The sequence below is a fragment of the Pedobacter sp. GW822-FHT03F06 genome, assembly GCF_058801365.1.
Genome location: NZ_JBXANE010000012.1, coordinates 69,319 through 90,278, shown reverse-complemented (window position 1 = coordinate 90,278; position 20,960 = coordinate 69,319). Strand labels below are relative to the sequence as shown.

Sequence of the window (20,960 nt, the reverse complement as noted above, 5' to 3'; positions counted from 1 at the left end):
TCACAGATTGATGATGACGCCAAAATAATCGGTGTAATCACAATATCGGTGTAATCCTAAATTAAAAATTATGTTTAAAAAAATACTAATTGCCAACAGGGGTGAAATCGCTTTGCGTATTATCCGTACCTGTAAGGAAATGGGCATCAAAACGGTTGCTGTTTACTCTACCGCAGATCGCGAAAGTTTACACGTACGTTTTGCTGATGAGGCTGTTTGTATTGGCCCCCCTCCTAGTAAAGATTCTTATTTAAATATTCCAAATATTATCTCGGCTGCAGAATTAACTAACGCCGATGCCATACACCCCGGTTATGGTTTCCTATCAGAAAATGCTAAGTTTTCTAACATCTGCCGCGAGTACAACATCAAATTTATTGGTGCTACCCCAGAGCAGATCAATGGCATGGGCGATAAAGCCTCTGCAAAAGAAACCATGAAAATTGCCGGTGTACCAACCATTCCAGGATCAGAAGGTTTGCTTACCAGCGTTAAAGAAGGTATTGCAATAGCAAATGAAATGGGCTACCCTGTTATCTTAAAAGCAACTGCCGGTGGCGGTGGCCGTGGTATGCGGGTTGTTTGGAAAGACGAAGATTTCGAAAATGCATGGGATAGTGCCCGTCAGGAATCTGGTGCAGCCTTTGGTAACGATGGTTTGTATTTAGAAAAATATATCGAAGATCCACGTCACATCGAAATCCAGATTATCGGAGATCAGTTTGGCAAAGCCTGTCACTTATCAGAACGCGATTGTTCTATTCAACGCCGTCACCAGAAACTGGTAGAGGAATCTCCCTCTCCTTTTATGACAGATGAACTCCGTGTAAGAATGGGCGAAGCAGCTATTAAAGGTGCAATGGCCGTAAATTATGAAGGTGCCGGTACAATCGAATTCCTGGTTGATAAACACCGTAACTTCTACTTTATGGAAATGAACACCCGTATCCAGGTAGAACATCCGGTTACCGAAGAAGTAATCAACTTCGATTTAATTAAAGAACAGATTAAAGTTGCTGCCGGAATTCCAATTTCGGGTAAAAACTACTTCCCTGATATGCACGCAATCGAGTGCCGTATCAATGCCGAAGACCCAGCAAATAACTTCCGTCCTTCACCAGGAAAAATCACCAACTTCCACTCTCCGGGCGGCCATGGTGTTCGCGTTGATACACACGTTTACGCAGGATATTCAATCCCTTCTAACTATGACTCGATGATTGCCAAATTAATCTGCGTGGCACAAACACGCGAAGAAGCAATCTGTACAATGGAGCGTGCTTTAGGCGAATTTGTAATTGAGGGTGTAAAAACAACCATTCCTTTCCATCTGCAGTTGATGAAAGATCCGAACTTCAGAGCAGGAAATTTCACTACGAAATTTATGGAAACATTCGAATTCTCAGAATAATAAAGTCTTTCTATACTAATAATACAAGGAGGCTATTCAAATAATTTGGATAGCCTCTTTTTTGTTTTAGATTTCAGTTTTTTTTAGATAAAAACCTGATAATTAATATTTAAGACCAATGCTGTAGCGTTTAATTAATCTCATACGTTTAATATTAAAAACACTCCAATTATGAAAAAAAGTCTAATTAACGTACTACTCCTCCTACTTGTTTTCGCTGTATTTACAGGCTGTAAAAAAGACGAGTATGAAATGATACAGATTGTAAAAATGATTTCTGTTCAGCAAATGAGGGCTTTACCAGTGGGGATGACAAAAGCTATTCCTGCTAAAAAAACCGGAAAAATATACATTTACAACGATTATCTTTTCATTAATGAACCCAATGAAGGTATCCACATCTATAACAATGCCAACCCTAGTGCTCCTGTAAATATAGGTTTTCTGCAAATTCCGGGAAATGTAGATCTAGCGGTTCGCGATAATATCCTTTACGCCGACAATTTTATTGATTTGCTTGCTTTTGATCTCTCCAATATGAGCAATATCAAACAAGTTAAAAGAGTAACCGATGTTTTCAATCAGTTCTATTTGCCAGGTGCACAGAAGTACCTTTACACCTATAAAGATACCCTCGTAAAGAAACAAACTTATAAAACTTACAAAGGAGTAGTTAACGATCTCGCTTATACCAGCAACTCTTCTTCCGGGCAAGGTGGTTCAATGGCCAGATTTACCTTAATGAATGACTATTTATATACTGTTGGAATAAATAACTTAAGTCTGTTTGACGTTAAGACTGCATCGAACCCAACTTTTTTAAAGGCTATTACTTTAGGTTGGGGTGTCGAAACCATCTTCCCTTACGAGAATAAATTATTTATAGGTACCAATAGCGGTATGCACATTTTTAGTGCTACCGATCCGGCTAATCCCGTAAAACTATCTACTTACAGCCATATTTTTGCCTGCGACCCTGTTGTTGTACAGGGCAAATACGCTTACGTTACCTTACGCACAGGCAATATGTGCAGGCAAGCAACTAATCAATTGGAAGTTGTAGATATAGAAGATCCCACCAAGCCGAAACAGATTGCAATTTATCCTATGCAAAACCCACACGGCCTAAGCACCAGTGGTAATAATTTGTTTCTTTGCGAAGGCAATTATGGAATAAAGAGCTTCAATATTACCGATAAAACCAAAATAGGCGACAACATGTTGCAGCATTTAAATAACATCAAAAGCTTTGATGTTATTGCTGGTCCTAAATCTTTAATCGTTACCGGAGAAGATGGTGTATATCAATTTAATTATAGCAACGCCGCAAATTTAAAGCAACTGAGTATAATTAAAGGGCAACGTTAAAAACTACTGTTATAGCTTCTTTCTATTTTTGCAGTCATTTCTCATAATAATATAAACTATTTCTATATTTAACACGTAAATACCATTCTATTCAAATAGAATGGTATTTTTGTTTTCAACATGAGCGACACTAAAAAAACTTCACTAACAAAAGCTATCGGACAAAAGAGCACCACATTAGAGGCAGAAATGTCTTTTTTTGATCACCTGGATGTTCTCCGTAAACATTTAATCAGGGCCGTAATTGCCATTGCCGTTTTTACCGGTATTGCTTTTTACTTTAACGAATTCATTTTAGATAAAATCATATTTGGTCCAAAAAAGCCCGATTTCTGGACTTATAGGATGATGTGCAAACTGGTAGAAAAATTTCCTTCACTTGGTGCAGATATGTGTATCACCAAAATTAATGGAGAGATTATTAACACCGAAATGGCTGGCCAGTTTAACCTTCAGTTAAATGTTTGCGTAATGTGTGGTATTGTAGTTGGTTTCCCCTATTTATTGTGGGAAATCTGGCGTTTCATTAAACCGGCATTACATGAAAATGAGCGTAAATCTGCAAGTGGATTTGTATTCTTCGCCTCTGTACTTTTCATTATCGGTATCTTTTTTGGTTATTTTATAGTTTGTCCGTTATCAGTTAATTTTTTAACAGGTTATACCGTTAGTGCCGAAATCAAAAATACATTCACAGTTGATTCGTATCTATCATCTGTTGCAACTTTAACTTTAGGCACAGGGATTATCTTCGAACTTCCAGTTATTATTTTCGTGCTGTCGAAACTTGGGTTGATGACACCAAAGCTGATGAGATCGAGCAGAAGGTATGCCGCGGTTATTATTTTAATCATTTCAGCTATTGTTACGCCAACACCTGATATTATGACGATGCTAATTGTAGCTACGCCATTGTTCTTGCTTTATGAGCTCAGTATTTTTGTATCAGCTTACATAGAAAAAAAGAAGAAAAAGGCTGAGGCTGCTTTCTACGCTAACTAACAAAAACATTACGAATAGATTTTATAATTCTCTATAAATTTGACAATGTCTGATACAAAAATTAAAATTGCTATTGGAGCGGATCACGCTGGGTTTGAATATAAAGAAATATTAAAAGATTTTTTACAGGATTACGAGGTAAAAGATTTTGGCACTTACTCAGAAAATTCTGTTGATTATCCAGATTTCGCTCATCCGGTAGCTGCTGCTGTAGAAAATGGAGCATTTACTTACGGGATTTTACTTTGTGGGTCGGCAAACGGTGTAGCCATCACCGCGAACAAACATCAGCACATCAGAGCAGGTTTATGCTGGGAGAATGAAGTTGCTTCTTTAGTCCGCAAGCACAATAACGCAAACGTTTTGTGTATACCTGCCAGATTTGTTTCGGAGGAACTGGCTAAAGAGATTACCACAACCTTTTTAACAACTGAATTTGAGGGCGGTCGCCACCAAAACAGGGTTGAAAAGATTTCATGCTAACAAGAAACTTAACTAACTATTATCATAATGAACAAAAAGTTTTTAACCCTTGGTTTGGTATCATTTGTTACCGCAAGTTGCTTTAGCCAGGTAAAGTCCCTTATACCGAATAAGGATGCGATAAAATTCAGCAAGGCCATTAGCCCTGAAAATGCCTACAAACACCTTTCAATACTGGCTTCTGATGAATACGAAGGCCGTGAAACTGGAACAAAAGGTGCCTGGATGGCTGCTGATTATATCCGCGATTATTTTAAATCTTTGGGTTTAAAAGCGCCTGTAAATGGCAGTTATTTCCAAAAAATCGATTTGGTTAACGTTACCTTAAAAGAAAGCCATTTAACGGTTAACGGTCAGCCTAAAGAATATCAGAAAGATTATTTAGTATCTCCTAGTCTAATCAGCGATCAAGGTTTTACTTTCTCAGCTAATGAACTTGTATTTATTGGTTATGGTTTAAAGAAAGACAACTATAACGATTTTACAGGTACCGATATCAAAGGGAAAGTGGTTATCATGTTCAATGGTGGCGATCCAACCGTAAAACCGGGTACAAGAATTGATAGAGCAGCTTATCGTGCTACGCTTGAAGCTAGGGCAAAATATTTTGCAGAAAACAATGTGAAAGCCATTGTACTGATCGACCCCGCGGTTGATAGAATATCCGAAAACACGAAACAAACCCTTAAAAATGGAAGGGTAATGGTGAAAACCAATGCCGCTATCGAAGCGCAAAAGCAAAACGATATTCCACGTATCTCGATATCGGTTGCTTTAGCCAACGAATTGTTAAAGGCATCGAATACTACGGTGGCTGATCTGCAAAAAAAAATAGTAGATAGTCAGGCTCCTGCCTCGCAGGTATTAAACGTACCTTTCTCTGCTAGTGCTGCAAAAACAGAGACACCAGTTAGATGCGAAAACGTTCTGGGTTATTTAGAAGGTTCAGATCCGGTACTTAAAAAAGAAGTATTAATCTTAACCGGCCATTACGACCACATTGGATTAGAAACAGATCCAAATGCAAAAGATAAAGTGAACAATGGAGCAGATGATGACGGATCGGGAACTACCGGCGTTTTATTAATGGCAAAAGCATTTACAGATGCCAAAAAAGCTGGAAAAGGTTCTAAACGCAGTATCCTTTTCATGACTGTTGTTGGTGAAGAAAAAGGTCTTTGGGGTTCTGAATGGTATTCGGAGCATCCGGTTTTCCCTGTCGAAAACACCATTGCTGATTTAAATACCGATATGATTGGCCGTACAGGTGAAGAATATTTAGGCAAAGCAGATTCAGCAAACTACATTTATTCGGTAGGCTCGAAAATGTTGAGCAGCGATTTAGCTAACTTAAGCGAGCAGGTAAATGCAACCTATACCAAAATGAAACTGGATTATAAATATGATGATCCAAAAGATCCTGAGCAGATTTATTACCGTTCAGATCATTATAACTTTGCTAAATTAGGCATTCCGATCATCTTCTATTACGATGGGATGTTACAACAAGACTACCACAAGCCTGGTGATGAAGTAAGCAAAATCAATTTCCCGCTTCTGGCCAAAAGAGCGAAACTAACCTACTTTACCGCATGGGAATTGGCCAACAGAGCAAAACGCCCGGCAGTAGATATGGATGGAAAAGGTAATCCAAAGAAATAATCATTCAAAATATTAGGTCCCGACTTTACATCGGGACTTTTTTATGCTTAATGGTGTAGCTTTATATTTCAAGATTAAAATGTTATTTTTGATAAAAGCGAGTTTATGGATCAGTTGCACATTTTAGAAAAAATTAAAATGATCCCTGTTGCCTACCAGCAAGAGGTGGAAGACTTCATTGATTTTATTTTACAAAAAAAAGTAAATAAAAAAAATGAAGAAAAAACACAGCGAAAACTCGGTTTACTAAAAGGAAGAATGAAAATGAGCGATGATTTTAATGCACCATTAGATGATTTCAAAGATTATATGTAGTGAAAAAATATCTGCTTGATACACACGTTTTACTTTGGATGCAAGATGATAATATTGCATTGTCTAAAACAGCAAGAAAAATTTTAGAAGATTCTGCTACTCAACTTTATTTAAGCATAGTTAGTTTATGGGAGATTACCATAAAACAATCACTAGGCAAATTACAATTAGAATATTCCTTAGATGAACTCATAGATTCTTGCAATACAAGTAACATCACCATTCTTCCTATAGATTATGGAACGCTGAAAATACTTAAAGTGCTGCCATTTTTACATCGCGATCCTTTCGATAGAATCATCATAGCAACAAGTATAGAACTGGATCTAGATCTTATTTCGAATGATGAAACAACAAAAAAATACATGTCAAAAGTTGTCTGGTAATATTCTTTTAAAAAAGCAACCTTCTTCTTTGTTTAATTTCTAAAAATAAACTCAACAGGGTTTCCTATCTTTGATGTTATAACGAAATAGCTAAAAACTAAAATCAGTTAATATTCGTTACCCTATTACAAAATAACTATTGATGAATATTGCCGAGGAATTTTTAGAGAAATCTGACGAGAAAGCTTTCGATCTACCGCATCGTAAAACCATAAATTATAATATTGGGAAATACAATGCAGCTGTTGAACGGGGCTTATCAAAATTCGAAAATTTAGAGGCATCCAAAAAAAAGGCACACGTAATTAAATGGCGCGTGATGGAAAACCTCGATAAGTTCTTACCAGAGTTCGAATCAAATTTCCAGCGCCGCGGCGGTAAGGTAATCTGGGCCAATGATGCCGAAGAAGCCCAACAGGAAATCCTCAACATCATTAAAAGAAACAACGGCAAAACGGTTATCAAATCAAAATCGATGACTACCGAGGAAATCCACTTAAACGATTTTCTGGAAAAGAACAACATCGAATCTTTAGAAAGTGATCTGGGCGAATACATTGTTCAATTGCTTGGTCAGGCGCCGTACCATATTGTTACCCCGGCCATGCACCTAAGTGCAACAGACATCGCACAGTTATTCCACGATAAATTTGGCACACCTATCGATGCCACTCCTCCGCAGCTGGTACAAAAAGCAAGAGAATTACTCCGCGATAAATACCTGAATGCCGATATTGGCATTAGTGGCGGAAATTTTTTAATTGCCGATACCGGAAGTATTGCACTAACAGAAAACGAAGGCAATGCACGTTTAAGTACCACTTTCCCTAAAATTCATATTGCTGTTGTGGGTATTGAAAAAGTAATTCCTTCGATGGCAGATCTTGATCTGTTCTGGCCTCTACTGGCATCGCATGGAACGGGGCAAAACTTAACAGTTTATAATACCATTTTAAGTGGTCCACGCCAGCCTAATGAAACAGATGGGCCAGAGGAAATGTATGTGATTTTGCTGGATAATGGCCGCACCAATTTATTGGCACAAAAAGACCAGCGACAGGGTTTGTACTGCATCCGTTGTGGTGCGTGTTTAAATGCTTGTCCGGTTTATAAAAATATCGGCGGCCATATTTACAATACAACCTATAGCGGCCCAATCGGCTCAGTAATTACGCCTCATTTAAAGGGCATGGAAGAGTTTAAACACTTAAGCTATGCTTCTAGTCTTTGCGGTAAATGTTCAGAAGTGTGCCCCGTAAAAATCGATATCCATAAAATGCTCTTACTTAACCGTAGAGATGCCGCCGCAGGGCATGAAAACGGCAAAAAAGAGGAAATTGGCTGGAGCATGTTCAGCAGAATGATGCAAAAACGCAAATGGATGGATTTCTTTGGTGGAAAGTTTAAAAATTTTATGCTTAAAAGATTTTTCAAAAAAAGCTGGGGCAAATACAGGGAGATGCCTAAGGTTGCCGATAAATCTTTTGCAAAACAATGGGAGGAATTAAAAAAAAATAAGGAGTCATAAATCAGGTCTCATTAGTCAAAATAACCAGATATGCAATTTAAGAGAGGTGATAAAGACGACAAGTTCTTATTGAACTTATACAGAAGATTGCTTTACCCTCGGATGGTTGAAGACAAAATGCTCAAGCTGCTGCGTCAGGGTAGAATTGGCAAATGGTTCTCGGGCATTGGCCAGGAAGCAATAGCTGTTGGTAGCACTTTAGCCATGCAAAGTGATGAGTATATTTTGCCCATGCACCGTAATTTGGGCGTTTTTACCACTCGAGATATTCCTTTAAAAAAATTAATGGCCCAATGGCAGGGCAAAATTACCGGCTTCACCAAAGGCCGCGACCGCTCTTTCCATTTCGGCACACAAGAATATAAAATAATTGGGATGATATCCCACTTGGGGCCACAAATGGCTTTAGCCGATGGTATTGCGCTGGCGGATGTTTTAGCCAATAAACAGCACGCCACATTAGTTTACACCGGAGAAGGGGCAACCAGTGAAGGCGATTTCCACGAAGCCGTAAATGTTGCTGCAGTTTGGAACCTTCCTGTTATTTTTCTGATCGAAAATAATGGATATGGACTTTCCACTCCAAAATCAGAGCAGTTCAGGTGCAAAAACCTGGTTGATAAGGCCATTGGTTATGGCGTTGAGGGTATTCAGATAGATGGGAATAATATTTTAGAAGTTTATGATACCATCAATCAACTGGCTATGGAAATCCGAAAAGATCCAAGACCAGTTTTGGTAGAATGCCTTACTTTCCGCATGCGGGGGCATGAAGAAGCATCAGGCACTAAATACGTTCCGCAAGAATTGTTGGATGAGTGGGGAAAGAAAGATCCTTTGAGTAATTACGAAGCGTATTTAATTGAACAGGGTATTTTAACCTCAGATTCAATTATCGACATCAAAATCCAGGTTAAGAGAGATATAGAGCTGGAAGTTGAAGAAGCTTTTAATGAAGATGAGCCGATTGCTAATGCCGATCAGGAAGAGGCCGATATGTATTTTCCTTATCAGCAAGATGTTCTCCAACCAAGTCAAACTTCTACAGAAAAAAGATATTTAGATGCAATAACCGATGGATTAGACTTGGCCATGCAAAAATATCTTAACCTGGTTTTAATGGGTCAGGATATTGCCGATTATGGTGGGGCTTTTAAAATTACGGATGGTTTTACTGCCAAATATGGCAAAAGCAGGGTCCGCAATACCCCTATATGCGAATCGGCCATTGTAGGGGCAGGTTTAGGCCTATCCATAAATGGTTATAAAGCGGTTGTGGAAATGCAATTTGCAGATTTTGTAACCGTCGGCTTTAATCAGATCGTGAATAATCTGGCAAAAACACATTACCGTTGGGGCGAAAAGGCCGATGTGGTAGTGCGCATGCCCACGGGTGCCGGAACAGGTGCCGGGCCATTTCACTCACAAAGTAATGAAGCTTGGTTTACCAAAACACCGGGTTTAAAAATTGTTTATCCGGCTTTCCCTGAAGATGCAAAAGGCTTGTTATTGGCGGCCATTGAAGATCCAAACCCAGTACTTTATTTCGAGCATAAATACCTCTACAGAAGTTTAAACGCCCTTGTTCCAGATGGCTATTATACTACAGAGATCGGTAAAGCAGTTAGGCTTGCCGAAGGAAGTAAATTCGCGATCATTACTTATGGCCTTGGCGTACACTGGGCTTTAGATTACCTGAAGTTATATCCGGAAAGTGGCGCAACCTTAATTGATCTGCGCACATTGCAGCCCTGGGATAAAGAAGCAGTAAGGGCAGCTGTTAAAGCAACCGGAAGGGTTTTAATTTTGCATGAAGATACCTTAACAAACGGTTTTGGTGCCGAACTATCTGCCTGGATTGGGGAGCACTGTTTCTCTGATCTCGATGCACCAGTAATGCGTTGTGCGAGCCTGGATACCGCCATTCCAATGAGCAAAGTATTAGAAGAAGATTTTTTAGCTAAAGCAAGATTGGCAGAAACGATTGATAAATTATTGAAATATTAAGAGCGGTTCAGAACGCAATCGTCATGCTGAATTTATTTCAGCATCTTTAAAGACACTGAAATAAATTACCTTTGGTGAGCTCGCTTAAGGCTCGGTTTACTTCGTAGCTTTCCGCTGCGCTACAGGTCAGGGTGACGACATTAAAAAACATAAAGAATACATGAGCAATTTTAAAGTCGAAGGAAATATCATCAACATCACAAAGCGGAATATTTTCTTTGGCGAAGTAGCCGTTGAGGATGGAAAAATAAAATCAATCTCTAAAATTTCTGAACAGAAGGAAGGAGCACATTTTATCTCACCAGGTTTTATAGATAGCCATGTGCATATCGAAAGCAGTATGCTAATTCCGAGTGAATTTGCTCGGTTAGCCGTAGTTCATGGAACCGTTTCCACAATTAGCGATCCGCACGAAATTGCCAACGTTTGTGGAATGGAAGGTGTAGAATTTATGATCGAAAATGGGAATACCGTCCCTTTTAAATTTAATTTTGGTGCCCCTAGCTGTGTTCCGGCTACCATTTTTGAGACAGCTGGAGCTGAATTGGATCATGATGATGTAAAATCACTTTTAGAACGTCCCGAAATAAAATACCTCAGCGAAATGATGAATTTCCCAGGTGTACTTTATAAAGATGAAGGGGTTTTAAAAAAGATTGCTGCCGCTCATGAACTCGGCAAACCAGTTGATGGACATGCCCCAGGCTTACGTGGAGATGCTGTTCAACAATACATCAATGCCGGAATTTCTACCGACCACGAATGTTTTACTGCCGAAGAAGCATTGGATAAATTACAGCGCGGCATGAAAATCCTCATCCGGGAAGGAAGCGCGGCGAAAAATTTCGAAGCCTTAATCGATCTATTGAACGATTGGCCGGAAATGATGATGTTCTGCAGCGACGATAAACATCCTGATAGTTTAGTCGAAAACCATATTAATCAGCTTTGTGCAAGAGCAGTAAAAAAGGGAGTTGATATTTTTAATGTATTACAGGCAGCCTGCATCAACCCTATTCTTCACTATAAATTAGACGTTGGCTCACTTCAAACCAATGATGATGCAGATTTTATCGTGCTTGAAGATTTAAAAACATTTAAAGTTAAACAGACCTATATCGATGGCTTGTTGCTTGCCGAAAATGGAAAAACAGTGGGCAACTGGGTAAAACATGTCGAGGATCGCGAATCGGTAAACCATTTCGATTGCAGTTTGAAAAAGGAAGCAGATTTTATTTATCCATTCACCGGACAAAAAGAAATTCCGGTTATTGAAGCATTGGATGGGCAATTGATTACGAATAGAATATCTGCCAAGCCGAAAATTTTAAATCAAAATATCATTAGTGATCTGGAAAACGATGTTTTGAAAATGGTGGTGGTTAACCGTTATCATGATGCGCCTATTGCCATATCATTCGTAAAAAACTTCGGTCTAAAAGAAGGCGCCATTGCCTCGAGTGTTGCCCATGATAGTCATAACATTATTGCCCTTGGTGCTGACGATAAAAGTATCTGTGAAGCCGTAAATCTGGTCATTGCAGCCACCGGGGGTGTAGTAGCATTGGGCAATGGAAAAAAAGAAGTTCTGGCCTTACCGGTAGCAGGCTTGATGAGCAATCATAACGGTTACGAGGTTGCAAAAAGTTATACCTCCATAGATCAGTTTGCGAAGGACCTGGGTTCTACCCTACTTGCACCTTTCATGACACTTTCTTTTATGGCTTTATTGGTGATACCACACTTAAAATTAAGCGACAAAGGTTTATTTGATGGGGATGAATTTAAGTTTGTATAGATAAACTATTGAAAATCGTCATCTCGACTGAAGCGCAGCGAAATGGAGAGATCTATCTCAAGACAGATTTTGCTTCGCAGAGCCTTCGGGTTCTCGGCTTCGTTACACTTCGCTCGAAATGACGATTTTTCGTTATTCCACCACAAAAACCTCTGCCAAAGGATTAAACAGATATAACCGCTTATCATCTAAACAGATACAGCGGTACCGCTTCCTAATCCGTTCGCCTTTGGTAAAACGCCGGCCATCTTTAATTCTAAAGGTGGTATTAATGGGCAATTGCTCTAAATGTAAAGTCTCGGTTTTATTGCTGTCGTATTTTTTTAAGGCACGCGATAAATGCAGATCAGAACAGCTGGATGCCGCCGGGTTCGACATATAATTATCAATTGCTTTGTGTATATCGGCAGGAAAGATATTCATATCAAAAAAGGGAATCATCATCCGCTGAAAGTTCTTCTTCCACTCTGTGCCATGCGGTTTCACTTTATTTTTGAAATCGTTCCAGGTGAGCAAATGTGCAAACTCATGTACTGTGGTAACCAGAAAAGCGTAGTGGTTAAGATTGAAGTTTACCGAAATGCGATGGCCTTTGCCTTGATAAGGATGGCGATAATCGCCCAGTTTTGTAGAGCGGGTTTTAGAAATCTTAAATTCACATTGAAAATAATCAATCCACTTTGCAATTAGCGGTGCCGCTGGTTCGGGCATGTACTGCGCTAAAACTTTAACCTTTTCCACGGATGCTAAGATAAATAATTTTAAGGTTTAACCACAAAAGACACAAAGTTTTACACAGAGGAAACAGAATCTTCTTGTAGCGTATAACCACAGAGTGCACTAAGTTTGCACAGAGAAAACGGAGATGTTTTAGTAACCATTAACAACAAAGTTTATAAACTCAATAGATAAATAATCTATTTTAGGAAAAATGTTCTGTAATACTTAAACATACAGTCGTCACCCTGAACCGAGCCTTAGCGAGCTCACCGAAGGTAATTCATTTCAGGGTCTATCTGGCAGGAAAGATGCTGAAACAAGTTCAGCATGACGATCAGATTTATAGAACGAACATTCTTTATAGGCGCTTTCCAACAGACCAGGACCTAAAGCACTATGAACTTCTATTGCCAATCCGATTACAATTTTTGATAATTCATTCTCATCCATATCTTTGAATTTGCTCTTGCGCCCTTTGCGTTTTTGTCCTTAGCGATCTTTGCGGTTAAATTTCGATCTATTCCTCTGATGGGAACAACGATGCCAGTACCAGTTTGATCTCGCCAAAAGAATAATCTTTTCCCAAAAACTCCCTTATCGTAGCCATCGATTTTGTTTTCTGACGCTCCACCGCATCACTGATATTTCTGATCTTATTGGCCTTTACCAGTTTGGTTACATCCAATTGTTGTGTAGAAACATAATAAGCCAAATGCCCCTCAATGGTACCGGCAGAAAAACCACGTTCCTTTGCAATTTCATCAATGGTTTTGCCCTGCTCGTAAAGCTCAAAGCTGACCAGCTTGGTATCCGTTTTTGGTTCTTTTTTCTTTTTCTCCGCTGCTGATTTTACTTTAAGTGTTTCTCCTTTTAACTGAATGGCTTTTTGAAGCTGATTGTTTCTTTCTACCGTATTCAACAGTGCATCGGTATCGGCTTTGCTAAACTCTTTTCCTGCAATGAGCGCTTGCAATAATGCTTTGCTTTTATGCATTTTTTTCAATTGCTCGTACACCAGAATTTCGAGTTCTAACAGCTCTGTAACATAGGTTTTAATCTGTTTTTCTTCTTTTATCACTTCGATTTGGGCCAGAAAACGATCTGAAATTTCCTTAACTAAAGGGTTAAAATATTTCAAAGCAGCCTCAACCCTTTTCGATACATTAAATAAAGTATGTTCGGTTTGCTGTGCGAACAGGTTTTTGAGCTGATTAACAAATGTATCAGCTGTGGCTGTTATTTTTTGAAAGTCTATATAAATGGTATCGGTCCAATCTTCGTGCCTTTGCTTGGCCGATTTTTCACTTTTATCAAAAGTCTGACGGTGTTCTTTTAAGTAATAGCGGATCAGGTTCAGATCAAATGCAGCAAGCAGATAACTGCGGATAAAAGTATAACTCTCTATACTGATCTGCTCGTTCAGTACCGCTGAAGGTTGTTTCGTTTTAGAAAAGTAATGTACATTCTGATCCTGTTGCAAGCCACTCTCGCGCAGGTGAGAAGTTAAAACCAAACCTTTTAACGAGCGTAAACGTGATAAGGCCACATAGGCCTGGCCAGGTGCAAATGCATCACCTACATCAATAATGGCTTTATCAAAGGTTAAACCTTGACTTTTATGCACGGTGATAGCCCAGGCCAGTTTAATAGGATATTGAATAAACGAACCAGCTACATTTTCCTTAATCTCGTTGGTTGCCTCATCCAGCTTATATTTTACGTTCTCCCAGGTATAGGGTGAAATCTGGATCACCACTTTGTCTTCAGGCAGTTCAATTTCAACCACATCCTTTTCGATATGATGTACCACACCGATCTTACCATTGTAATACCGCTTTTCGGCTGTCATGTCATTTTTAATAAACATTACCTGTGCACCAACCTTTAATTCTAAACTTTTATCATTCGGGTAAGCATATTCATTAAATTCACCCTGAATTTTTGCTTCAAAAAAGTAAGATTTGGTTTTCAATTGGGTTAATCTTTCACGGTTAATGCTATCAGCCTTATTGTTATGCGTGGTTAATGTAATGTAGTTTTCATCGGCCGCAGGTTTAAAATCCTGTTTGAAATGCTGTCTTAGTAATGCAGTATCTTCAGCGGTAATTTTGTTATTCCGTAGGTTGTTGAGCAAATCGATAAAAACAGCATCATCCTGACGATAAATTTTATCCAGTTCGATATAAACCGGTGGATTATCCTGCAGGGCCAGCGCATCGAAGAAATAAATGCTCTTATAAAACTTAGCCATGATGCGCCACTCGTCATTTTTTACCACTGGAGGTAACTGGTGCAGGTCGCCTATAAACAATAACTGTACCCCGCCGAATGGAAGGTTTCTATTCCTCCGTACATAACGCAAGGCGAAATCTATGGCATCGAGCATATCGGCCCGCAACATACTTACCTCGTCGATAACAAGTAATTCCAGTTCCTGCAACATGCGGCGCTTATTGCCCTGCATGTTTAAGTGTTTTACTAAAGTTTTGGGCGTATTGAAGTTAAAATTGATATTTTCATTGATCAAGGCGCCGGCAGCATCAGGAAAAAAAGCCCCAAAAGGAAGTTGAAAAAGCGAATGGATAGTTACCCCAGCTGCATTGATTGCAGCAATACCCGTTGGTGCCACAATTAAGGCTTTTTTATGCGTAAGCTGGATGAGTTTCCGTAGAAAAGTTGTTTTACCTGTTCCTGCTTTTCCGGTCAAGAAAACGTGTTTTGAGGTATAATTAACAAATTTAGCCGCAATTTCTGCGGGCATAGAAGTTTCTTCCAAAGTAGGCATCGGCAGTAAAATTTTAGTCAACAATAAACGGAGGGATGAATAAAGCTAAACATTTTAGCACAAAACTAAACAATGATTGGTGAGAAATTTTAAATTTTATTGGATAATTTCGGTTTAAGCCACTGTTTAGCCGATTAAGTATTTAATTAGTGGAAATAAAACCCTCAATAGAATTACTGCAGAAGCAACCTAAACCTAAGGGACAGGAACGGCAACTCCCGATGTAAAATTCTATCGTGTGGATACAAGTAATTAATATTCTTCTGCCGCTCTATGCCGCGGAGGCATGGTACTTTGGAGCGCCAAAGTACCCAAAGCGCTTTGTCAATCCAGCAATGAGCCTTTTGCTCAATCCCATGCACATCAAAAAAACAGTGGCACTTCGTTTAATCAGTTTTGTTTGTGTTTTCTTTGGTCTGATTGAGCCCTTCGGGGTTTGTGTTCAATATTTTTTGAAAAAATTAAATCATAGTTTATGAACACAAAACCACTGCGCTTCAGGTTTGTTAGTGCCAATTTACCTGAACTGCAACTGTTTTTTTGATTTCCCGGCTCTTGGGATTGACGGGCGTTCTTCGGTAAAACCTGTTTACTTTCAAAGCAAGCTAGCGTAACGCCTTAAAAAGATGGTCCACAAAGAAGGAAGAAAGGTCGGGAATATGGTGTATAGCAGGACTGCAATAACAAAAGAACCACTGTCCTTAGTTTTCCAAATCATTTTCTAAATCTATTCATCCCAACAATAAAACAATACAACAACCTAACTATTAATAATAAAGCTTTTTATTATCTTTGCGGCCTGATGAAACAACAATATTCAAATCTTATCGCTGTTAAATTCCTTTAACAAGGTTTCATCACTCTTTACACCCAAAATTTTATTATGCTTAACCCTGAAATAGAAAAACGTAAAACCTTTGCCATTATTAGTCACCCCGATGCGGGCAAAACCACACTGACAGAAAAATTTCTGCTTTTTGGTGGTGCTATTAATACTGCTGGTGCGGTAAAAAGGAACAAAGCGAACCAAAGTAATACCTCCGATTTTATGGAGATTGAAAAGCAACGTGGTATCTCGGTGGCGACTTCGGTAATGGGTTTCGAATACAGTGGTAAACGCATCAATATTCTCGATACTCCTGGTCACAAGGATTTCGCAGAAGATACCTACAGAACTTTATCGGCAGTAGATAGTGTGATTTTGGTGGTAGACTGTGTAAAGGGTGTGGAGGAACAGACCGAAAAACTGATGTCGGTTTGCCGTATGCGTAATACTCCGGTAATCATTTTCATCAACAAAATGGACCGCGAGGGTAAAGAGGCTTACGATTTACTGGATGAAATTGAAGAAAAACTAAACATCAGCCTTTGTCCGCTTTCATGGCCTATAGGTCAGGGACATACCTTTAAAGGCGTTTACAGCATTTATAACAAACATTTAAATCTATTTAATTCGGATAAAACTAAAGTAACCGATTCGGTTGTGGCGGCAAGTGATTTAAATGACCCATCTTTATTAAATTATCTAAAAGAAAACGAAATCAATACATTGAAAGATGATGTTGAATTGGTTGACGGTATTTATGGTAAAATTGATAAGGATTTATATACGGACGGTTTAGTTGCGCCTGTATTTTTTGGTAGTGCGATCAATAATTTCGGGATAAAAGAGCTTTTAGATACGTTTATCGATATCGCCCCAAGTCCTCGTCACCGTGAAGCCGAAGAACGTGACGTATTGGTTGAAGAGAAAAATTTCAGTGGCTTTGTATTTAAAATCCACGCCAACTTAGACCCTAAACACCGCGACAGAATTGCCTTTTTAAGGATCTGTTCTGGCAAGTTTGAACGCAATAAATTCTATTACCACACCCGTCAGGATAAGAAGCTAAAATTCTCTAACCCGATGGATTTTATGGCGAACGAAAAAAGTATTGTAGAAGAGGCCTGGCCGGGCGACGTGGTGGGTTTATACGATAGCGGCAACTTTAAAATAGGCGATACTTTAACCGAAGGTGAAAAACTGCAGTTTAAAGGAATTCCTAGTTTCTCTCCATCTATTTTTAAAGAAGTAGAAAATATGGACCCAATGCGCACCAAACAATTGGAAAAAGGTATTGAACAGTTAACGGACGAAGGTGTTGCACAGTTATTCGTAATGCAGCCCGGAAACAGGAAAGTAATCGGTGCAGTTGGAGAACTTCAGTTTGAGGTAATCAACTTTAGGTTAGAGCATGAATACGGCGCAAAATGTCGTTTCCGAACCTTGAGTTATACCCGTTCTAGCTGGGTAACTTCTACCGACAGAAAGAAACTGGATGAATTTGTAAAACGTAAACAACAGCACATCGGTTTCGATAAAGAAGCTAATCCGGTTTATCTGGCTGATAGTGAATACATGATTAATTTAACGAAACAGGATTATCCTGATATTGAGTTCCATAAAACCAGTGAGTTTAAGAGTTAATTTTTGAATAACTGAGTGATTGAATGAGAGAATACTGGCTACAGTGCTAATAAATTCATTGATTCAATCACTCAAAATTCAATCATTTTCGTTTACTCATATCCCAAACCTTAAGGCTATTTAAAACTGCTTTTCCTGCCGTAGAAAATACAGCTAAGTCTGTTGCTTTTTCATCAGGAAAAATCATGGTGCTAATTACCTTTTCGCCTCCATTTCCGAAAACTTCAAGCGAAGATTTATCAAACAACACCTGGAGTTTAATTTTACCATTTACCGGATTTACCCTTGCAGTTTGAATGATGTTCTTATCGTTTTTAATCCCTGTCTCTGAAAGCGTACAATCTACATAAAGTTGTTTTTTAATAGCATCATAGCCAACTTCAACTTCCTTAACAACATTTCCTTTCTCATCTTTTAGTTGTGCAAGTTTAAAACCTACGTTTTTTGCCTCCTTAACAGAAAATTCGGCATCAATCCAATACGAATTTTGGCTGGTTCCCAAGTCGATATACTGATCGATAACAACATTTTGCCTCGTTATAACCTTACTACCCGCATGTTTTTTAATATTACCGGCAATCAAGCCAGCTGGCTGCTGAAACAACCTAATTCCTTCAGGCGTAGTTTTTAAGGATAAATCTCTTGGGATAGACATCTGTCCTTTCCATGGGAATGTTTCTTTACCGCCAGGTTGTAACCATCCCAATAAAATCCGCTGTTTTTTTGGCGCATCGTTCCATGGAATAGCGGCATAAAAAGAATCGCCATCATCAACCAACAAGGTTAATTTTCCATCATTGTCGTTTTTAAAAGTCTTGCCATCAAAATCGCCGACAAAATATTGCATTGTTGGCCCCTTTGGTCCAAATAAAGATATGGCCAAAATCCATTTTGTATTGTCCTGGTTTCCGTCAACAGCAAGGGGAATAATAAATGGGCATTCCCAGCCACTACCTTGATTGCCTTGTTTACCGAAATCACTCAACATGGTCCAATCTTTTAAGTTTTTTGAGCCATAAAACCTTGCCTGGTGCTCATCAACCATCGCAACAGTCATAATCCATTGCTGAGATGCCTCATGCCACCAGACATTAGGGTCCCTGAAATCTTTTTTATTTAAATCAATAATAGGATTTTTGGCATAATTGGTAAAGGTTAGCCCACCATCATTGCTATAGGCCATGTACTGCGATTCATTACGCTGTTTAGGTAGATCTGCCGTATAAAAAGCAACAACTGGCGCTTTTCCCTTTCCCAATCCGCTTACATTGTGCTTATCCAGCACGGCCGAACCTGAAAAAATCATGGTAGTGGTATCTTTTGTTATTTTTTCTGGAATGGCAACCGGGAGGTGTTTCCAGTTGACCAGATCCTTACTGGTTGCATGGCCCCAACTCATGTGCCCCCATTTATTTTCGAATGGATTATACTGGTAATAAAGATGAAATTCGCCATTCAGGTAAATTAATCCGTTTGGATCGTTCAACCAATTGGATGGTGCAGTAAAATGATAATCCGGCCTCCACTGAGGCGTAGGCTGTTGAGCGAAAGTACTTATCGAACAGCACATTAGAAAAGCTAGAATATATTTGGTCTTGAACATAATTAAATTCAAATTACACATAAGAATTCAATTACTAAAACGTTTAACTAGTTTCCTGAAGATTTTACCATTTTTTCTTCATCAACGCTTTCGTAATGCTTATACGTTTGTGCTAAACGCCTTTTAATTTTTGAGATTAGCAATCGTGGAGAAAGCACTTTAACACACTCTCCAAAGCCTAAAATTTCGCGCTCCAGTTCATAATTCAATACCACATCGATCCTAAAGGTTGTTGTTTTTTCGTTCTTATTTAATATTACCTGCGATTGATGCATCGGCTTTGTTACCACGTAAGGGGCATGATCGTTTGTAAATTCGAGAATCACTTTCTGCGCACGGTCACGTTCGTTTTTAGTTACACCGATCAGATCTTCATAATACCGATCGAAATCTACCCCCTGGTACGCAACAAAAGTTTCATTGGGTAGTTCTTGAAATTCTATAATCCTATCCAGGGCAAGATTCAATATTCCAGGCCGCTTTTTTGCCTTACAGATCAAAAACCACCTGTTTCTGTATTCCTTTAACAGGTATGGATAATAAATTCCCTGTTGAGATTGTTGCGCCTTGAAAGATTTATATTCTATTAATAAAGATTGTTTGTTTAAAACAGCTTGATACAAGGGCGGAATACATTCTAAGCCTTTAACCAGCTTATTACTCTCCAATTGGATATTATTGCCACTCTGTTTGGTCGATTTGTAGAGGTTATTTTCCAATCGGGCAATCATATCACTCATTTCGTCGAAATAATTAAAGGCGTTAAACTGTTTGAGTACACCAACAATTTCCTTCATTTTATCTACATCGGCATTATTAATCGGGGCTTTGGTAATACTGAAAGCTGGGTCTTCGTAAGCATAAAAGCGTTTATCGTTTACCACAATCGGCGCATTGTAGCCCAATTTGTCACTCCGCATCAGTTGGATATCGGCTTGGATAGTCCGCTTGCTTACCCCAGTGGTAATTCCTTCTAGTTCGTACAGCGTTGCCGATACCTTTTCGATAATATCTTCTAATGTCCATTTGCGGAAACGGTTCTTTAAACAATCGTCGATGGTTTTGTACCGGATGAGCGCTAATTTATTTACTGCCATTTTTAATCAATTTGAGTTTCAGGCTAAAAGTCTGATCATAAAGCTTATTTAAATATAGCAAAGTGTTCTTCATCTACGCAATACAATTGCGCAATTGAGTGTTAAAAGAAAAAAATTAAGGAAAAATTAAAATTTATTCGACTAACTATCAACTAATTAACGTTTTTTCAACAAAATAAATTTTACTGCGCAAATCGGCCGCGTAGTGGTGGTGGCATCTTTGTAATGTCGCCAGTCGATAAAGTTCTTTGAGAAATATTAATAATAACAATCTGATTGATAAGAAACAGTTTACTGTTCTAAATGATACGCGCTCTCGCGTTTATGC

Annotated in this window: 16 protein-coding genes; 11 read left to right on the top strand and 5 right to left on the bottom strand. The window is 38.8% G+C overall.

Features of this window, described 5'->3' with window-relative positions:
- Nucleotides 1–70: 70 nt before the first annotated feature.
- The 10 genes from accC (at nt 71) to ade (ending at nt 11,960) form a co-directional block, all read left to right on the top strand.
- Complete coding sequence (gene accC / locus AC1RJ8_RS19890) at nt 71–1,411, top strand: acetyl-CoA carboxylase biotin carboxylase subunit (RefSeq protein WP_057931790.1); 1,341 nt, start codon at nt 71–73, stop codon at nt 1,409–1,411.
- Between the two features lie 171 nt (nt 1,412–1,582).
- Nucleotides 1,583–2,779 carry an LVIVD repeat-containing protein gene (locus AC1RJ8_RS19885; protein ID WP_492955297.1) on the top strand — a complete coding sequence of 399 codons (1,197 nt, stop codon included), beginning with the start codon at nt 1,583–1,585 and terminating at the stop codon, nt 2,777–2,779.
- 120 nt (nt 2,780–2,899) lie between these two features.
- Nucleotides 2,900–3,781: a twin-arginine translocase subunit TatC gene (tatC, locus tag AC1RJ8_RS19880; protein WP_492955296.1), complete on the top strand. Its 882-nt coding sequence runs from the start codon at nt 2,900–2,902 to the stop codon at nt 3,779–3,781.
- Between the two features lie 45 nt (nt 3,782–3,826).
- Entirely contained in the window at nt 3,827–4,264 is a 438-nt protein-coding gene (gene rpiB, locus AC1RJ8_RS19875) for a ribose 5-phosphate isomerase B (RefSeq protein WP_492955295.1), read from the top strand.
- A 27-nt stretch (nt 4,265–4,291) separates the two neighbouring features.
- Nucleotides 4,292–5,926 (top strand): M28 family peptidase, encoded by a 1,635-nt coding sequence (locus AC1RJ8_RS19870; protein WP_492955294.1) that lies wholly within the window; start codon nt 4,292–4,294, stop codon nt 5,924–5,926.
- Between the two features lie 105 nt (nt 5,927–6,031).
- Complete coding sequence (gene vapB, locus AC1RJ8_RS19865) at nt 6,032–6,241, top strand: type II toxin-antitoxin system VapB family antitoxin (RefSeq protein ID WP_492955293.1); 210 nt, start codon at nt 6,032–6,034, stop codon at nt 6,239–6,241.
- Nucleotides 6,241–6,627 (top strand): type II toxin-antitoxin system VapC family toxin, encoded by a 387-nt coding sequence (locus tag AC1RJ8_RS19860; RefSeq protein WP_492955292.1) that lies wholly within the window; start codon nt 6,241–6,243, stop codon nt 6,625–6,627. The genes vapB and AC1RJ8_RS19860 overlap by 1 nt, the downstream gene beginning before the upstream one ends.
- A 142-nt stretch (nt 6,628–6,769) precedes the next feature.
- Nucleotides 6,770–8,155 (top strand): LutB/LldF family L-lactate oxidation iron-sulfur protein, encoded by a 1,386-nt coding sequence (locus tag AC1RJ8_RS19855; protein WP_492955291.1) that lies wholly within the window; start codon nt 6,770–6,772, stop codon nt 8,153–8,155.
- 30 nt (nt 8,156–8,185) lie between these two features.
- Nucleotides 8,186–10,162, top strand: coding sequence for an alpha-ketoacid dehydrogenase subunit alpha/beta (locus tag AC1RJ8_RS19850; protein ID WP_492955290.1), 1,977 nt, complete (start codon nt 8,186–8,188; stop codon nt 10,160–10,162).
- 160 nt (nt 10,163–10,322) lie between these two features.
- Nucleotides 10,323–11,960: an adenine deaminase gene (gene ade, locus AC1RJ8_RS19845; RefSeq protein WP_492955289.1), complete on the top strand. Its 1,638-nt coding sequence runs from the start codon at nt 10,323–10,325 to the stop codon at nt 11,958–11,960.
- A gap of 132 nt (nt 11,961–12,092) precedes the next feature.
- Here the strand turns inward: ade and AC1RJ8_RS19840 are convergent, their stop codons facing one another.
- The 3 genes from AC1RJ8_RS19840 to AC1RJ8_RS19830 all read right to left on the bottom strand — a co-directional run bounded on the left by AC1RJ8_RS19840 (nt 12,093) and on the right by AC1RJ8_RS19830 (nt 15,465).
- A complete protein-coding gene (locus AC1RJ8_RS19840; RefSeq protein WP_492955288.1) occupies nt 12,093–12,701 on the bottom strand; it encodes a SprT-like domain-containing protein in 609 nt (202 codons plus the stop codon).
- Nucleotides 12,702–12,965: 264 nt separating this feature from the next.
- Nucleotides 12,966–13,130 carry a GxxExxY protein gene (locus AC1RJ8_RS19835; protein WP_492955287.1) on the bottom strand — a complete coding sequence of 55 codons (165 nt, stop codon included), beginning with the start codon at nt 13,128–13,130 and terminating at the stop codon, nt 12,966–12,968.
- Between the two features lie 67 nt (nt 13,131–13,197).
- Nucleotides 13,198–15,465 carry a helix-turn-helix domain-containing protein gene (locus tag AC1RJ8_RS19830; protein WP_492955286.1) on the bottom strand — a complete coding sequence of 756 codons (2,268 nt, stop codon included), beginning with the start codon at nt 15,463–15,465 and terminating at the stop codon, nt 13,198–13,200.
- 883 nt (nt 15,466–16,348) lie between these two features.
- Between AC1RJ8_RS19830 and AC1RJ8_RS19825 the strand changes: the two genes are divergently transcribed.
- The gene (locus tag AC1RJ8_RS19825; RefSeq protein WP_056094020.1) at nt 16,349–17,932 is read left to right on the top strand and encodes a peptide chain release factor 3; all 1,584 of its coding nucleotides are present in this window, start codon (nt 16,349–16,351) and stop codon (nt 17,930–17,932) included.
- 82 nt (nt 17,933–18,014) lie between these two features.
- On the opposite strand, the gene AC1RJ8_RS19820 is transcribed toward AC1RJ8_RS19825, so the two are convergent.
- Both AC1RJ8_RS19820 and AC1RJ8_RS19815 read right to left on the bottom strand, forming a co-directional pair.
- The gene (locus AC1RJ8_RS19820; protein ID WP_492955285.1) at nt 18,015–19,535 is read right to left on the bottom strand and encodes a glycoside hydrolase family 32 protein; all 1,521 of its coding nucleotides are present in this window, start codon (nt 19,533–19,535) and stop codon (nt 18,015–18,017) included.
- A gap of 47 nt (nt 19,536–19,582) precedes the next feature.
- A complete protein-coding gene (locus AC1RJ8_RS19815; RefSeq protein WP_492955284.1) occupies nt 19,583–20,632 on the bottom strand; it encodes a helix-turn-helix transcriptional regulator in 1,050 nt (349 codons plus the stop codon).
- Nucleotides 20,633–20,960: the final 328 nt, after the last annotated feature.

Bases quoted from the DNA above. Each gene is read 5' to 3' on its own strand.
- ade (WP_492955289.1), top strand. From the start codon at position 10,323: ATGAGCAATTTTAAAGTCGAAGGAAATATCATCAACATCACAAAGCGG.
- AC1RJ8_RS19830 (WP_492955286.1), bottom strand. From the start codon at position 15,465: ATGCCTACTTTGGAAGAAACTTCTATGCCCGCAGAAATTGCGGCTAAA.
- AC1RJ8_RS19855 (WP_492955291.1), top strand. From the start codon at position 6,770: ATGAATATTGCCGAGGAATTTTTAGAGAAATCTGACGAGAAAGCTTTC.
- AC1RJ8_RS19885 (WP_492955297.1), top strand. From the start codon at position 1,583: ATGAAAAAAAGTCTAATTAACGTACTACTCCTCCTACTTGTTTTCGCT.
- AC1RJ8_RS19815 (WP_492955284.1), bottom strand. From the start codon at position 20,632: ATGGCAGTAAATAAATTAGCGCTCATCCGGTACAAAACCATCGACGAT.
- AC1RJ8_RS19850 (WP_492955290.1), top strand. From the start codon at position 8,186: ATGCAATTTAAGAGAGGTGATAAAGACGACAAGTTCTTATTGAACTTA.
- accC (WP_057931790.1), top strand. From the start codon at position 71: ATGTTTAAAAAAATACTAATTGCCAACAGGGGTGAAATCGCTTTGCGT.
- AC1RJ8_RS19820 (WP_492955285.1), bottom strand. From the start codon at position 19,535: ATGTTCAAGACCAAATATATTCTAGCTTTTCTAATGTGCTGTTCGATA.
- vapB (WP_492955293.1), top strand. From the start codon at position 6,032: ATGGATCAGTTGCACATTTTAGAAAAAATTAAAATGATCCCTGTTGCC.
- AC1RJ8_RS19835 (WP_492955287.1), bottom strand. From the start codon at position 13,130: ATGGATGAGAATGAATTATCAAAAATTGTAATCGGATTGGCAATAGAA.
- rpiB (WP_492955295.1), top strand. From the start codon at position 3,827: ATGTCTGATACAAAAATTAAAATTGCTATTGGAGCGGATCACGCTGGG.
- AC1RJ8_RS19825 (WP_056094020.1), top strand. From the start codon at position 16,349: ATGCTTAACCCTGAAATAGAAAAACGTAAAACCTTTGCCATTATTAGT.
- tatC (WP_492955296.1), top strand. From the start codon at position 2,900: ATGAGCGACACTAAAAAAACTTCACTAACAAAAGCTATCGGACAAAAG.
- AC1RJ8_RS19870 (WP_492955294.1), top strand. From the start codon at position 4,292: ATGAACAAAAAGTTTTTAACCCTTGGTTTGGTATCATTTGTTACCGCA.